Origin of the sequence: Streptomyces chartreusis NRRL 3882 (genome assembly GCF_900236475.1) — a bacterium.
GTDB classification, from domain to species: Bacteria; Actinomycetota; Actinomycetes; order Streptomycetales; family Streptomycetaceae; genus Streptomyces; species Streptomyces chartreusis_D.
Window position 1 is genome coordinate 8,701,382 of the sequence record NZ_LT963352.1, and the last position, 15,104, is coordinate 8,716,485.

Sequence of the window (15,104 nt, forward strand, 5' to 3'; positions counted from 1 at the left end):
GCGGTGAGCCTGGGGAGCGCTCCCACCGGGAGCGCTCCCCAGGCACAGTCGGTCAGCAGGTCGAGTTGGTCTGGGTCAGGAGGCCGAGCCGCCACGGGAGGAGGTTGTAGTCGCCGCCCGCGTTGGGGTTCATGCCCTGGTAGAGGTACTGGAGCCGGCAGGCGGGAATGGTCAGTGTCTGGTCGTAGCCGGCACGGATCATCTCGCCGTGACTGATGTCCCGGGTCCACGCGCCCGAGGGGAAGGAGACGTTGTTCGCCCGCGCGAACGGGTTGCTCTCGGACGCGGCCAGGGGCGTCCAGGAACCGGCCAGGCTGCCCGACGTCCAGGAGCGGAAGTAGCGTCGGCCGTCCGATCCGATCGCCTCGACGAGCAGCAGGTACTGGTTACTGCCCTGCACCTTGTACACGTTGCTCGCTTCGAACAGGGCGTACTTGGAGTCCCGGGCCGCGATGACGGTGTTGGTGAACCCGTTCGGGAACTGGCCGACGGTCGTCTGCGAGCGGTACAGGTGTCCGTTGTCGTCCGAGGAGAACAGGTAGCAGTTGGCGCTGTCGCAGATCACCCACATGTCGACCCAGTGGCCGTTGCCGATGTTCTGCCGGATGATGTCCGGCATCGACGAGTAGAAGTTGCGCGGCGCGCTCCACCCGTTCGGGTTGCTGATGTCGGGATTGGTGGAGTACGAGGCGTTGCCGGTCTGGTACACGAGGTACCACAGGCGTTGCGGCGCGTAGTAGAAGACCTGCGGTGCGGCCCGGTACCCACGGCCGATGGCGCTGCGGTCGAGGTAGTGGTGCGTGGCCGAGCCGGCCTGGGACCAGTCACTGAAATTCAGGTAGACCAGGTTGTAGCCGGAGGAGCTGGCGGTGCTGGCGAACACGTGGTACTTGCCGTTGTAGTGGACGACCGTCGGGTCCTTGATCCCGGCGATGTTGTGAGTGGCGTCCGACTTCGGCGAGATCAGCGGGCCGCTGGAACTCCACGAGAAACGGTTGGGCAGAGCAGCGGCGTTGCCGGCCTTGCGCGCGGCGGCGGGCGTGCCGTTGGTGGCGGCGGGCGTGCTGCGGGTGGCGGCGGGCGTGCCGCCCAGCGTCGTCAGCGCCGCGTTGTACGCGGGCTTCTTGTTGCCGTTGCGGTCGAACAGCAGCGGGTTCTCCGAGGCCCGCCAGGAGTCGCTGTCGCGGATGCCCCAGACCGTGATGCCGGTGCAGCGCGCGACGTTCATGCAGGCCCTGACCGTGTTCGCGTACGCGGTCGGCGACGCCTGCGCGATGTCCAGCTCGGTGATCTGGACGTCCACTCCGAGGGCGGCGAAGTTCGACAGCGTCGTCTGGAAGCTGGCGGGCGGGCCGCCGGCGCCGAAGTGGGCCTGGAGGCCGACGCAGTCGATCGGCACACCGCGCGACTTGAAGTCGCGCACCATGCGGTAGACGCCCTGGGTCTTGGCGTCGCTCCAGTTCTCGATGTTGTAGTCGTTGTAGCAGAGCTTGGCCGCCGGGTCGGCCGACCGAGCCGTGCGGAAGGCCTGCTCGACGAAGCCGGTGCCCAGCACGTCCCGGAAGACGGAGCTGCGCATCTGGCCGCTGCCGCCGTCCGCGAAGGCCTCGTTGACCACGTCCCAGGAGTGGATCCGGCCCTTGTAGCGGTTCATCACGGTGGTGATGTGGTTGTTCATCACGCCGCGCAGGGTGTTCGCGTCCCTGATGGAGCCGACCCAGCCGGGCAGTTGGGAGTGCCAGACCAGGGTGTGGCCGCGCAGGCGCTGACCGCGGGCCGCCGCGCGGTTGACGATCTGGTCGGCGGCGCCGAAGGTGAACTGCCCGCGGGATCGCTCGGTCGCGTCCCACTTCATCTCGTTCTCGGGCGTGACCGAGTTGAACTCACGGTCCAGGATCCTCGTGTACGTGCCGTCGCCGAGCCGTCCGGCGGCCACGGCTGTTCCGAAGTAGCGCCCGGACTGGGCGGCTTGGGCGCCCAGAGTGGAGGCCTTGACGTCGTCGGGTGCGCCGGTCGCGGTCCCCGGCGTCACGAGGGCGACCGTGGCCAGGAGGGCTAACACCGAGGCTCGGCGACGGCCGAGTCGTTTCAGCGGGTTCATGGTTCTCCTCATGCGGGGTGGGGGGTTGGGTGTGCGATCCTCCGATCGCTCAGGGCGTGGACAGCTCGAACCGCGTGATGCGGACCGCGCCGCCGAGTGCCTGCGTGGCGTGGTTGAAGAGGGCGAATCGGTAGCCCATGAAGAACCGCCAGTCGTTGCCCATGGAGAAGGCGGGCCCGAGGCGGGTGAAGGTGCTGCCGTCGGTGCTGTAGGAGAAGGTGCCGGGGCGCGCGCTGCCGGGGCGGATGTCCGCGGTCGCGCGCAGCCAGATGCGGCCGCCGGCGACGGGCGCGCTCGCGACCTCGGTGCCGGTGCCGGTGGTGTTCCAGTTGCCGTCCATCGTCAGCCCGTTGACCATCACCACCCGCGTCGCGCCGCCGTCGCGCTTGACACCGATCCAGGCGGAGGAGTCACGCAGCAGCGCGAGTCCGGCCCGGTCGCCGTCCCGCATCGCGGAGTGGTCGAGCTGGACCGTGGCGGTGGAGGTGGGCCCTTGGATGCGGTGCGTGAGGGTGTTGCGGGCCCAGTACAGGTCGTTGGTGACGGTCGCGGTCCGCAGGGTGAGGCCGTTGCCGGCCGACCACTTCGTGTTGTCCGGGTTGTGGTTCCACTCCCACCTCGGCTTCAGGCTCGTGCCGTCGAAGGTGTCGACGCCGATCATGGGGGTGACCTGGCGGGGTGGAGTGGGCACGGCCGGGCTGGGATACGAGGTGCCCCACGCACCGTCGACGAGTTGCACGACGGGCCAGCCGTCCGAGGTCCAGGTGACCGGCGCCAGGGCGGGCATCCGGCCGCCGGGGTACGCGTCGACGAAGGCCAGGTAGTACCAGGCACCGCTCTGCGTCTGCACCAGCCCGCCCTGGTGCGGGACGCCACCGCCGGGGATCGGCCCGCGCAGATCGAGGAGGACCTGCCGCATCGTGTACGGACCGAAGGGGCCGCTCGACGACTTGAGGATGTACTGGCCGTTCGCGGGGCGGGTCAGGAAGATGTAGTACTGCCCGTTGATCTTGTAGAACCGGGAGCCTTCGAGGGTGCCGACGCTCGACGGTGTCGTGAACACCTGCCGGGTGCGGACCTGGGTGCGGCCGTCGGGCGAGAGCTGGGCCACGCTGATGGTGGTGTTGCCGTACGCCACGTAGAGGGTGTCGTCGCTGTCGACGAGCAGCCCCGCGTCGTAGTAGGGGGTGCTGATCGTCGTCAGCCTGTTCCACGGCCCCTCGGCGGCGGTGGCGGTGTAGACGTACGTCCGGGCGAAGTCGATCTGACCGAGCCAGTAGAAGGTCCTGTTGCTCGGCCGGTAGGCCAGTGACGACGCCCAGATCCCTCTGACGTAGCCGCGGGCACCGTTCAGGTCGTACTTGGCGCCGAAGTCGAGCACGGGCACGGAGTGACCGGCGATCTCCCAGTTCACCAGGTCGTACGACCGCAGGACGGGTGCGCCCGGCGAGTAGTGCATCGTCGAGGCCGAGGCGTAGAAGGCGTTACCGACGCGGATGACGTCGATGTCCGCGAAGTCCTGCCAGATCACCGGGTTCGTGTAGGCGGCCGCGGCCGGAGGAAGCAGGGCACCGGCGGCCAGGCCGGCGGTTGCCGTCAGTGCGCGACGACGAGACCAGGGTTGATGAGTCCATGACATTCGCACGTGTGGCGTTCTCCTTCTGCGGTCCAGCCGTGATGGTTGGAGTTGCCCGGAGGTGCCTTGCTCGGTTCATGCGGAGCGGCTGTGCTATGTACGCGATCTCGAACATGGATCGACTTGCCGAGCACCCTGGATGATAGGAGGCCGGTGTAGCCCGTCAATACCTCTCGCACCAATCGCTGGTAGCTTCGAAACATTCGGAACCTCTGATCCCATGTCTCGGGAGGTCGATTGTATGGAAAATTCCTATATGCCGGCCTCAGTCCCCTTCGTTGCCAGGTGTTAAAGGCCTTTCAGTAGTAGGTATTGACATGCTCGAAGGTCTCTCTAATATCCGTGAGGCCTTGAGTTGCCGAATAGGTCACGAAATTTCGAACCCGCTATGTCATGGACTTGACATTTAAGGAGCCCCTTGGTGCCCAGACGCTCATGCGGACGCCTGATCCGCCTCCTCGCGGCCACCGCACTGACGCTCACCGCCTGCGTCACCGCCTCCGCCGGCACGACCGCCGAGGCCGCGCCGGGCAGCCCCGCGCTCACCCCGCCACTGGGCTGGAACAGCTGGAACAGCTTCGGGTGCGGGATCACTGAGGCGCAGGTCCGCCAGGCCGCCGACGCGATGGTCTCCTCGGGTATGAAGGAGGCGGGCTACCAGTACGTCGTCGTCGACGACTGCTGGTTCGACCCGCAGCGCGACGCGGCGGGCAACCTGCGGGCCAATCCGACCAAGTTCCCCAGCGGGATGAAGGCGCTCGGGGACTACATCCACAGCAAGGGCCTGAAGTTCGGCATCTACCAAGCGCCCAACGAAAAGACCTGCGCGCAAGGCGTGGGCACCTACCCGGGCGCCACGGGCAGCAAGGGCCACGAGGCTCAGGACGCTGCCACGTTCGCCTCGTGGGGCGTGGACTATCTCAAGTACGACTGGTGCTCCGGCAGCGGCACCCTCAGCGAGCAGATCGCACGGTTCACCATCATGCGCGACGCTCTGCGCGCCACCGGACGTCCGATCGTCTACAGCATCAACCCCAACAGCTTCCACGCCCCCACCGGCGACAAGTACAACTGGGGCGAGGTCGCCGACCTGTGGCGGACGACCGAGGATCTGCTCGACATCTGGCAGAACAACAACACCAACAGCTACCCGATGGGCGTCGGCAACGTCCTGGACGTCACCGCGCCGCTGGCCGCGCAGTCGGGTCCGGGGCACTGGAACGACCCCGACATGCTGGTCGTCGGCCGCCCCGGCCTGTCACTGACCGAGTCCCGCTCCCACTTCGCCCTGTGGTCGCTGATGGGCGCCCCTCTCATGGCCGGCAACGACATCCGGACGATGTCGGCGGACGTGAGTGCGATCCTGCGCAACCCGCGTCTGCTGGCGGTGAACCAGGACTCGCTGGGCGCGGGCGGACGCAGGGTGCGAGACGACGGCAGCACAGAGGTGTTCGCCAAGCCCCTGTCCGACGGCTCGGTCGCGGTGGGCCTGTTCAACCGGGGAGGCGGAACGGCGACGGTCACCACCACGGCCGCACAAGTCGGTCTGTCCGGCGGACCGTTCACCCTCACCGACCTGTGGACCGGCGGCACGTCCAGCACGTCCGGGCAGATCTCGGCGAGTGTCCCCGCGCACGGCGTGGCCGTCTTCCGGGTGAGCGGGGGCAGCCCGCTGGCCGCCACCACCTCTCGGCTGCGCGGCACCGCGTCCGGCCGCTGCCTGGACGTGGACAACGCCTCCACCGCGGCCGGGGCCACGGTACTGCTCTGGGACTGCCACACGGCCGCCAACCAGCTGTGGACCACGTGGGCCGGCGGTGAGATCCGCGTCTTCGGCGACAAGTGCCTGGACGCCTACAACCAGGGCACCGCCAACGGCACCCGGGTCGTCACCTGGCCCTGCAACGGCCAGAACAACCAGAAGTGGACCGTCGGCTCCGACGGGTCGATCCGCAACGTCCACGCCGGGCTGTGCCTCGACGCCAGCGGGGCCGGCACCGCCAATGGGACGCCGCTGGTCCTGTGGACCTGCAACGGCCAGGCCAACCAGAAGTGGACCCGCACGTGAGGGACTCAGCGCACCCGTCAACGGCTCATGCGTCCGTCAGCGTCCCCCGGAGGCCACGATGATCCCGGCTCGGCCGTCACCCACCACCAGCACCGGACTCACCCGGGCGGTCGCCTGGACCCTGGGCCTCCTGCTGGCCTTCGCCGTTGTTCCCGCCGCGGTACAGCCCACCGCGGCCCGGGCCGACAACCCCATCGTGCAGCACGTCTACACCGCCGACCCGGCCCCGCTGGTCCACAACGGACGGGTCTACCTCTACACCGGGCACGACGAGGACGGCTCCACCTACTTCACCATGAAGGACTGGCGGGTGTGGTCCTCCGCCGACATGGTCAACTGGACCGACCACGGCTCCCCGCTCAGCCTGGCCACCTTCAGCTGGGCGTCCGCCGACGCGTGGGCGGGACAGACCGTGGAGCGCAACGGCCGGTTCTACTGGTACGTACCCGTGAAGAACCGGGCGACCGGCCGCATGGCCATCGGTGTGGCGGTGTCGGACAGCCCCACCGGCCCGTTCCGGGACGCCCTCGGCCGACCGCTGGTGGAGAACGGCGAGATCGACCCGACCGTCTTCATCGACGACGACGGCCAGGCCTACCTGTACTGGGGCAACCCGAACCTGTCGTACGTCAGGCTGAACGCCGACATGACCTCCTACTCGGGCGGCGTCACCAGGATCCCGCTCACCACCGCGGGATTCGGCACCCGCACCGGTGACCCCAACCGTCCCACGCTGTACGAGGAGGGGCCCTGGGTCTACAAGCGCAACGGCCTGTACTACATGGTCTTCGCGGCCAAGTGCTGCTCGGAGTTCATCGCCTACTCCACGGCGCCCGGGCCGACCGGGCCCTGGACCTACCGCGGGACGGTCATGCCCACACAGGGCAGCAGCTTCACCAACCACCCCGGGATCGTGGACTTCAGAGGCAGTTCGTACTTCTTCTACCACAACGGCGCGCTCCCGGGCGGCGGCGGCTTCACCCGCTCGGTCGCGGTGGAGAAGTTCTCCTACAACGCCGACGGCACGATCCCGACGATCAACATGACGAACACGGGTGCCCCCCAGGTCGGCACGCTCAACCCGTACGCACGCCAGGAGGCCGAGACGATCGCCTGGGGATCCGGGATCGAGACGGAACCGGCCGGCGAAGGCGGAATGAACATCGGCTGGATCGACAACGGCGACTACATCAAGGTCAAGGGCGTGGCCTTCGGGCCGGGCGCGTCCTCCTTCACCGCGCGCGTGGCCTCGGGCAGCGGCGGCGGCACCGTCGAACTGCGCCTGGGTTCGCCGAGCGGGACGGTCGTGGGCCGGTGCGGTGTGCCGAACACCGGGGGCTGGCAGAGCTGGACGACGGTGACCTGCCCGGTCGCCGGCGCGGTAGGAACCCAGGACCTCTATCTGCGGTTCACCGGCGGCAGCGGCTACCTGCTCAACATGAACTGGTGGCAGTTCACCCCCAGCAGCACCGTGACGGCGGCGCGGTAACCGGCGGTGAGGCACGTCCTCGCGACCTTGCAGAAGGGCAGTCGCATGATGGCAAGGACAAGGTCCCTCTTATGGCCCGCCCTCGTCGCGGTGCTGGTCGTCCTGAGCACGGGCGGCACCGCACTGGGCCTCGGCCGGGGCGAGAACACCCCACTCACGGCCTCCGATACGGCTGCCGCACGCGTCGGCACCGCTGCCACAACCCCCGGATGCGGCAAAGCGCCCACCCTGACGAGCGGTACGCACACGATCCAGAGCGATGGCAAGAACCGGAGCTTCATCCTGCGGATCCCGGACGGCTACGACCGCAACCGCGCCTACCGGCTGGTCCTGGGATTCCACTGGCTGGGCGGCACCTCCACCGACGTCGCCACGGGCCGCACCGTGGAAACGGGCACCTGGGCCTACTACGGCCTCCAGCGACTGGCGAACAACAGCACCATCTTCGTCGCACCCCAAGGTCTCAACAACGGCTGGGCCAACACCGGCGGCGAGGACGTCACCTTCGTCGACGACATGCTCAGGCGGATCGAGACGGACCTGTGCGTCGACACCACACAGCGTTTCGCGCTGGGATTCAGCTACGGCGCCGCCATGTCGTACGCCCTCGCGTGTTCCCGCGCGACGGTCTTCCGGGCGGTCGCGGTCCAGAGCGGCGGACAGCTCAGCGGATGCAGCGGCGGCACCCAGCCGATCGCCTACCTCGGAGTGCACGGCCTCAGGGACAGCGTCCTCGGCATCTCCGGCGGACGGGCGATGCGGGACAGGTTCGTCAGGAACAACGGCTGCACCCCCCAGAACCCGCCCGAGCCCGCGCAGGGCAGCCTGACGCACCGGGTCACCGCCTACTCGGGATGCTCGGCCGGGCATCCGGTCGCCTGGGCCGCGTTCGACGAAGGACACATCGCCGCACCCCAGGACGGGGCCCCCGGTGACAGCGGCTCCAGGACGTGGCTGCCGGGAGAGGTCTGGAAGTTCTTCACCCAGTTCCAGACCTCCAACCCGCCGCCGGGGACGGCGTCCTGCCGGGTCACCAGCACCGTCAGCGCGTGGAACACCGGCCTGACGTCGAACATCACCATCGCCAACACCGGCACGGCCGCGATCGAGGGCTGGTCCCTTGGCTTCACCCTGCCCGACGGCCAGACCATCACCTCCGGCTGGAACGCGGACTACTCGGTCGCCTCGGGACGGGTTACGGCCAGGAACGCCTCCCACAACGCCACCATCGCTCCGGGCGCGTCGGTCGACATCGGCTTCCAGGCATCCCACACCGGCAACACCGCCCCGCCGAGCTCCTACACCCTCAACGGCACTGCCTGCGTTGCCACAGGGAGTGCACGGAAGTGACTGTCTCCGGCCGGTCAGGAGGCCGGAGTGACGCGAGAGCCCGTGACCGAGTCCCCGGACTTCTTGACGTGGTACATGAGCTTTTCGCCGCTGTAGAAGTGGAAGGTCAGTGTCACCGGTTCACCGTCGCGCAGCGCGTCCAGGAACTCGGGCTGCAGGATGATCGTGTCCTTCCCGTAGTCCGGCGAGAAGGACTTGTTGAACTCCTGGTACGGAGTCCAGTCGGTCTGGCCGGCGTTGCTGCCGTCGCCGTACCTGGCCTCCATGGTGGCCAGGACGTCACCCCGGTACTGGGTGGGGATGGTGAACGCGTCGGTCCTGCCCGTGGCGTCGGACAGCACCGGCTCGTCGTAGGTGACCACCTCGATCTGCCAGGGCAGTCCGCGGGAGAACCGGGCCTGGAGCGTGGCGTTCACCCCGTACTCGCGGTCGCCCGTCAGCCGGGTCAGCGCGCCGGCCGTGAGGACGAGCCTGGTCTTGTCGAAGAGGGTGTAGTCCCGTCCCTCGACGAGCTTGGTCCTGCCGTGCCACAGGCCACGGAACCGGGTGCCGTTCGGGTGCAGCGTGAGCCCCTTGGCCGTGATCGGCTCCGACTTCGGCACGAAGACCTTGTCGAAGGAGGCCGTTCCCGAACGGGTGGTCCAGCTCGACTTGATCCAGGCGAACAGGGCGGGATCCGACCACTTCTGGGTCTCCCGGTTCAGGTAGGCCCACGTTCCGGGATCCCACAGCGCGGTGGTGACACCGACGGAGCGCGCCGCGTGTCCGAGGTGCTCGTAGTACTTCAGCGCCTCGCCCCGCTCGACGCGGGAGGGATGGTTGGTGTCGGGATAGCCGAGCAGGCCGTACTCACCGAGGTAGACGGGGATGCCCCTGGCGACAAAGGTGTCGCGCATCCGGGCGAAGGCGTCGTTGAGGTCGTTCTGGGCTTTGTCGTCGTAGTGGGTGCCGCCCGCGACGTTCACACTGAACGGGTACCAGCTGTAGTAGTGCACGGTGGCGACGAGATTGCGGTCGTTCAGCGACTTGATCGTGGTGTACAGGTCGTCCATGAGGTTCTGGGAGGGCGTGCACGCCTCCGTGGGCAGCATGAGCAGGCGGTCGGTGTTCCCGCCGCCCGAGGAGCGGACGACCTTGTGGAAGGAGGTGTTCAGCTCGCGCAGGAACGTGACCTTCTGATCGGCCGTGGTCTTCTCGAAGACCGGCTCGTTGACGCTCTCGAAGATCAGGGTGCGCGGCTCGTCCCTGAACGTCTGGGAGATCTGGGTCCAGGTGGAGTTGAACCGGGCCAGCACGCCGTCGTGGTCGGCGGGCATGTCGTCGATCCACTGCCACGAGTCGTGGTGCACGTTGAGCACGACGTACAGGCCCTCGTCGAGCGCCCAGTCGACGACCTCCTTGACGCGGCTCATGTACGCGGCGTCGACGGTGTAGGGGGCGGTGGCGGACTGGTGGTCGGACCAGGTCACCGGGATCCGGACGCTGCGGAAACCTTGCCCGCGGATGGTGGCGAACAGTTCCCTGGTGGCCTTCGGGTTGCCCCAGTTCGTCTCGTGGGGAATGGCGTCCAGGGTGTTGCCCAGGTTCCAGCTGGGCTGCATCGCGGCGACGGCGTCCATGGCGCGGGCCGGAACCCTGACCGCGGACCGTGACGGCTCCGCCGTGTCGTCGGTCGCGGCGGTCGAGGTGCCGCCGGCCAGTCCCAGCATGACGGCGAGCACCAGCAGCAGGGAGGGCAGGCGGCCGGGTCTGGGGCTGCGGTGGTGCGCGGGTCGCGGTAAGTCCTTCATGATTCGTCCCTTTCGGTGGACGTGTCTCTCAGTGGGAGTGCGTGCCTTCAGTGGGTCGTGCGGCGGGGGAGCGGGTCGGCTCAGCGGTCCAGGGGCTCGTAGTCGAACCAGTCGAAGTGGACGGTGCCTTCGGCGGCGTACATGCCGATGACGCGGCCGGTGAAGCCGCCGGCGACCTCCGTCGACAGGTAGCGGCCGTCGAGGGCCGCGAGCTCCGTGAACGTGCCGTCGGGTTGTTCGACGCCGAGGGAGACGACGTCGGGTCCGGTGCACGGTCCGTGCGGAGGCGGTGGGTCCGCGATGGTGAGGGCGAGGACCAGTGGCCCGGCCGGCACGGAGAGTTCGGCCACGACCGTGCGCAGGGAGCCGACGCGCGCGATCACCCGTACGTCCGTCCCGGATGCCTCGATCGCGTAGTGGTGCCGCTCGTCCAGCCGGACGGCGAGGCCGCCGCGCCCCTGCTCCGGGTCGACCAGGGTGCGTGCCCGGCAGGTGAGGTCCTGTTGGCGGCGGCCGGTGAACACCACGTCGGGCTCGTCCAGAGAGCCGCCACGCGCGCGGAGCGTCAGCCATCCGGGTCGCTCCTTGGTGGTGCACAGCTCGCAGGGGCGGTCCCGCACCGAGATCCATGACGGTCGCAGCTCGGTGAGATCGAAGTCGTCCCGCTGCTCCTGGACGGGTCCGGGGGAGAGGGGCCAGGGGAGTGCGGACGGGTCCGGGGCCACCTCGCCGACGACCGGCCAGCCGTCCTCCCAGGTCACGGGAGCCAGGAAGGTCTCCCGGCCGAGCACGTGCCAGCCGGGCGTGCCGCCGCGCGGTCGCACCCCGAGGAAGACCATCCACCACGCTCCGTCGGGTCCCTGGACGAGGTCCGCGTGGCCGGTGTTCTGCACGGGGTGGTCGGTGCCGCGGTGGGTGAGGATCGGGTTGGCCGGGCACGGCTCGAACGGGCCGGCGGGTGTACGGCCGCGGGCGATCGACACGCCGTGGCCGCGCTCGGTGCCGCCCTCGGCGATGAGCAGGTACCAGTAGTCGCCGATGCGGTACAGGTGCGGCGCCTCCGGGGCCTTGGCGCCGGGGCCGCCGGACCAGAGCTTGTGCGGTGTCCCGTACGTCTGTCCGGTGGACGGGTCGAGGCGGACCTGAGCGACTCCGGCGACGGTGCACCAGCAGGTGCCGTCCTCGTCCCAGGCCAGGTCGGGATCGATGCCCGGTACGCCCGGTGCCCAGATGGGATCCGACCACGGTCCGGCCGGGTCGGTGGCCGTGACGATCAGGTTGCCGCCGCCCTCGCTGCAGTTGGTGACGATCAGCCAGAAGCGGCCGTCGTGGTGGCGCAGGGTGGGGGCGTAGATGCCGCCCGAGGACGGCATGGAGACCGGCAGGCGCAACTGCTCCGGCCGGTCCAGGGCGTTGCCGATCTGCCGCCAGTGCACCAGGTCACGGCTGTGGAAGAGGGGTACGCCGGGGAAGTACTCGAAGCTGGAGCAGGCGAGGTAGTAGTCGTCGCCGACCCGGCAGATGCTGGGGTCGGGGTGGAACCCGGGGAGCACGGGGTCGGCGGCGTGGGCGGGCTGGTTGTGAGCGGGCACCCTCGGTCGTCCTTTCGTCGGGTGGGCGGCAGGGTCGGCGCTCAGGGAGCGTCCGGCTGCGTGCGCGTGATGCGGAGGAGCGCCGCGGAGGGCGCGGTGGGCAGGGTCACGGTGAGGTCGGCGGTGTCCGGGTTCCAGACGGCAGCGGCCTGACGTGCGGCGGGGTACAGCACCTCGGCACGGGCTGCGCCGCCGTCCGCCCGTTCGGACAGCCGGAAGGTGGTGGTGGCCGCACCGCCCGGGCGGCGCCAGACGGTGAGGTAGGTGGTGGCGGGGGTGTGCAGGGCCAGGGCGATCCAGGGGTCGTCCCAGCCAGGAAGGCCGAGTGGCCAGGACGGCACGGCCTCCGCCAGGTCGGCGCGGATGGTCTTGTATGCGGCGACCGCCTCGTGGACCAGGGCGCGGGCCTCGGGCTCCAGTTCCGGCAGGAGGCCGGAGAGGTGGATGCGGCCGAGCAGGGCGTTCGCCATGGTGAAGGCGACCTCGTCGAGGGAGTCCTCCGGCTGCGGATAGGCCCACACGGCGCCTTGCTCGGGGGTGACGGCGGTGGGTGCGGATGCCGCGATGGGCGCGTAGAGCTGCAGATTCTGCTGGTCGCTGGTGGACTGCAGTTGCAGCCGCGACAGCAGGGCGTGGTCCCAGCGCATGCCGCCCGAGGCGCAGTTCTCCACGACCAGGTGCGGATAGCGGTCCAGGACGCCGTCGAGCCAGTCCAGGTGCGCCCGGTTGTGGCCGAGCAGGCCGGCGCCCGGGGTCTCGCCGGGGTCGGCGCTGGTGCCGGAGCCGGGGTCGATGTTGTGGTCGAGCTTGAGGTAGCCGACGCCCCACTCGCCGACCAGGCGGTCCACGACCTGGTCCAGGTGGGCGCGGGCGGCCGGGTGGCGCAGGTCCAGGTGGTGCCGGCCGACCTCCGTGAGGCGGACGCCGTCGCGGCGGAAGAACGCCTCGTCGGGCAGGGACTTGGCCATCGGGCTGTGGACGCCGATGACTTCCGGCTCCAGCCACAGGCCGGGCACCATGCCGCGTTCGCGGATACGGTCCAGTACCTGGTGGATCCCCTTCTCGCCGGGGAAACGTGAGGCGGACGGCTCCCAGGCGCCGACGCTGGTCCACCAGCCGCCGTCATCGTCGTCGTACCAGCCCGCGTCGATGACGAAGTACTCGGCGCCGGCCTCGGCCGCCGCGTCGATCAGGGGCAGCAGCTTGTCGGTGGTCGGGTCGCCCATCAGGCAGTTCATGTAGTCGTTGAAGATGACGGGCAGGCGTTGGTGGTCGGCGTGCGGGCGGCGGTGGGCGCGTCGGTAGCGGGTCAGTGCGGCGAACGCGGCGTCGGGGCCGCCGTCGGCGCTGAAGGACAGGGCCACGGGTACGGTGCGGAAGGCGGCGCCGGGTTCCAGGGGCTGCCGCCAGCCGTGGTGGGTGTCGGTGGGACCGAACAGCGCCACGTAGGCCGCCCGGTCGTGCTCCTGGCACTCCCAGCGCCAGCCCCCGCCGTTGTGCTCGATCTGCCATACCCAGGTGCGGCCGGTGCGCCGGTCCGTCAGGCCACCCATGGGCAGGTGTCCGCAGCTGGACCAAGTGCCCTGTCCGGTCAGTTCACGGCCGGCCTTGCCGTGCCCGTACTCCACGCGTCCGCTGAGGGCGGGTGTGGTGCGCCGCATCGGCTGTCGCTGCCAGCGGCACTCGGCGAGCCAGTCGTTGTCCGCCCACAGCAGGTCGGCGGCGTCGACGGCCGCCGGGTCCGCCGGGGTGAGGCAGCCCACCGCGAGGGAGCTGACCGATTCCAGGTGCAGCGTGGTCTGCCCTTCGTTGCGCAGGGTCACTTCGCCGCGGAGCACGGGGATGCCGTCCGGCGACCGGTAGGTCACCTCCGCGACCAGCCCGGTTTCCGGGTCGTGGAGATGCACGGTCAGCGTGTGCCAGTCGCCGTCGCGGGCCGAGCGGTGGGACCGGTGGCGCAGCCGCTCGCCGAGAGCGGTCCCGATCAGGCGGCTGCCCGACCAGGCGCGGCCGTGCCCCGCGGCCGTCACCTCGACCAGCGGCAGGGACGCACCGGGGCCGCTGCCCGCTTCACCGGGCAGTCCGAGACGCGTCAGGCGGGCACTGCCGTCGTCGCCGAGGACGAACTCGAGATGCAGGGCGTCGTGACCCCAGCGGAAGCTCCGCTGTTCGTTCTCCATGGTGTCCTTTCCAGGTCAGTGGCCGGGCTGTGGGGCCGGTGTCTCGGTGCGGGCCGTGCTCGCCGTCGAACTCGACGGCGAGCACGGTGGTGTGCGGCGCGGTGATGCGCAAGGGCAGAGTTGCGTCAGAAGCCCACGGCGCCCCAGGAGTGAGCCGTGTAGTCACCCGGCCCGAATTCCCAGCCGGCCATGACGCTGTTGAGGTAGTGGTCGTTGGTGTAGAGGCCCTTGTTCAGGCCGTAGTCGAAGAACGGTGTGAGGCTGCCGGACCACCAGCCGGACCTGCTCCTGTCGAGGAAGCTGAGGGTGTGGTCGCCGTTCGGCCAGCTGTAATCGTAGATATCCCAGCTGCGGCCGCCCAGGCTGACGTTGGTCACGGTCGGGATCGCGTTGCCGTTCCCGTCGTAGCGGTCCGCCAGCGGCTGGGTGTTGGACCAGTTGAGCCAGATCATCAGCTCGGTCTTGGAGTTGCGGTTGTTCGGCTCGGGGTAGGGGTCGATGAAGATGTCGTACGTGGCGTTGTAGCGCGAGCCGGACTTCGGCCACGCCGACTGGCTGAACCATGTGTTGTTGTTGGGGCTGACGGCGCCGATCTTCTTGGGGAGCGTGGTCACCGGGGACGACCAGCCCCAGTCCTTGCCGTTGACCATGGCGACGAAGCCGGTGCCGGTCGGGGAGTTCACACCCCAGGAGTTGTCGTTGGCGTACCACGTCGAGGCGTTGCCGCCGGTCGAGTAGTGCTTGAACCAGTACGTCTGTGACGCTGCCACCGCCGAGTTCGGCAGGGTGAAGACGAGAGCCAGCGCCGCGAGCAGCGCGGCCCAGCCGATACGGAATCTCATCAGCCCTCCGGAATGTGTGCTGAGTGGGGGGATCACACAGGAGAGGAGAAGCCGGT

The 15,104-nt window shown here is 69.3% G+C and carries 9 protein-coding genes; 3 read left to right on the plus strand and 6 right to left on the minus strand.

The window, feature by feature from the left end; translation table 11 throughout:
- Window positions 1-52: 52 nt before the first annotated feature.
- Together SCNRRL3882_RS39245 and SCNRRL3882_RS39250 are read right to left on the minus strand one after the other, a co-directional pair.
- Window positions 53-2,101 carry a non-reducing end alpha-L-arabinofuranosidase family hydrolase gene (locus SCNRRL3882_RS39245; protein WP_010038446.1) on the minus strand — a complete coding sequence of 683 codons (2,049 nt, stop codon included), beginning with the start codon at window positions 2,099-2,101 and terminating at the stop codon, window positions 53-55.
- Window positions 2,102-2,150: 49 nt separating this feature from the next.
- Complete coding sequence (locus tag SCNRRL3882_RS39250; RefSeq protein ID WP_173937432.1) at window positions 2,151-3,740, minus strand: glycoside hydrolase 43 family protein; 1,590 nt, start codon at window positions 3,738-3,740, stop codon at window positions 2,151-2,153.
- 418 nt (window positions 3,741-4,158) lie between these two features.
- On the opposite strand from SCNRRL3882_RS39250, the gene SCNRRL3882_RS39255 reads away from it, so the two are divergent.
- Genes SCNRRL3882_RS39255 through SCNRRL3882_RS39265 form a run of 3 tightly spaced genes read left to right on the plus strand, consistent with a single transcriptional unit; the run spans window position 4,159 to window position 8,644 of the window.
- Complete coding sequence (locus SCNRRL3882_RS39255; protein ID WP_029181073.1) at window positions 4,159-5,805, plus strand: glycoside hydrolase family 27 protein; 1,647 nt, start codon at window positions 4,159-4,161, stop codon at window positions 5,803-5,805.
- 58 nt (window positions 5,806-5,863) lie between these two features.
- Entirely contained in the window at window positions 5,864-7,294 is a 1,431-nt protein-coding gene (locus tag SCNRRL3882_RS39260; protein ID WP_010038455.1) for a glycoside hydrolase family 43 protein, read from the plus strand.
- Window positions 7,295-7,339: 45 nt separating this feature from the next.
- Entirely contained in the window at window positions 7,340-8,644 is a 1,305-nt protein-coding gene (locus tag SCNRRL3882_RS39265) for a cellulose binding domain-containing protein (protein ID WP_231911205.1), read from the plus strand.
- 14 nt (window positions 8,645-8,658) lie between these two features.
- Here SCNRRL3882_RS39265 and SCNRRL3882_RS39270 read toward each other — a convergent pair whose 3' ends face one another.
- The 4 genes from SCNRRL3882_RS39270 to SCNRRL3882_RS39285 all read right to left on the minus strand — a co-directional run bounded on the left by SCNRRL3882_RS39270 (window position 8,659) and on the right by SCNRRL3882_RS39285 (window position 15,048).
- Window positions 8,659-10,434 (minus strand): cellulase family glycosylhydrolase, encoded by a 1,776-nt coding sequence (locus tag SCNRRL3882_RS39270; RefSeq protein ID WP_010038457.1) that lies wholly within the window; start codon window positions 10,432-10,434, stop codon window positions 8,659-8,661.
- Between the two features lie 80 nt (window positions 10,435-10,514).
- On the minus strand, window positions 10,515-12,026 hold the full coding sequence (locus SCNRRL3882_RS39275) for a glycoside hydrolase family 43 protein (RefSeq protein ID WP_010038458.1): 1,512 nt from the start codon (window positions 12,024-12,026) through the stop codon (window positions 10,515-10,517).
- Window positions 12,027-12,067: 41 nt separating this feature from the next.
- Window positions 12,068-14,206, minus strand: coding sequence for an alpha-galactosidase (locus tag SCNRRL3882_RS39280; RefSeq protein WP_010038462.1), 2,139 nt, complete (start codon window positions 14,204-14,206; stop codon window positions 12,068-12,070).
- Window positions 14,207-14,331: 125 nt separating this feature from the next.
- The gene (locus tag SCNRRL3882_RS39285; protein WP_029181075.1) at window positions 14,332-15,048 is read right to left on the minus strand and encodes a GH12 family glycosyl hydrolase domain-containing protein; all 717 of its coding nucleotides are present in this window, start codon (window positions 15,046-15,048) and stop codon (window positions 14,332-14,334) included.
- Between the last annotated feature and the right edge of the window lie 56 nt (window positions 15,049-15,104).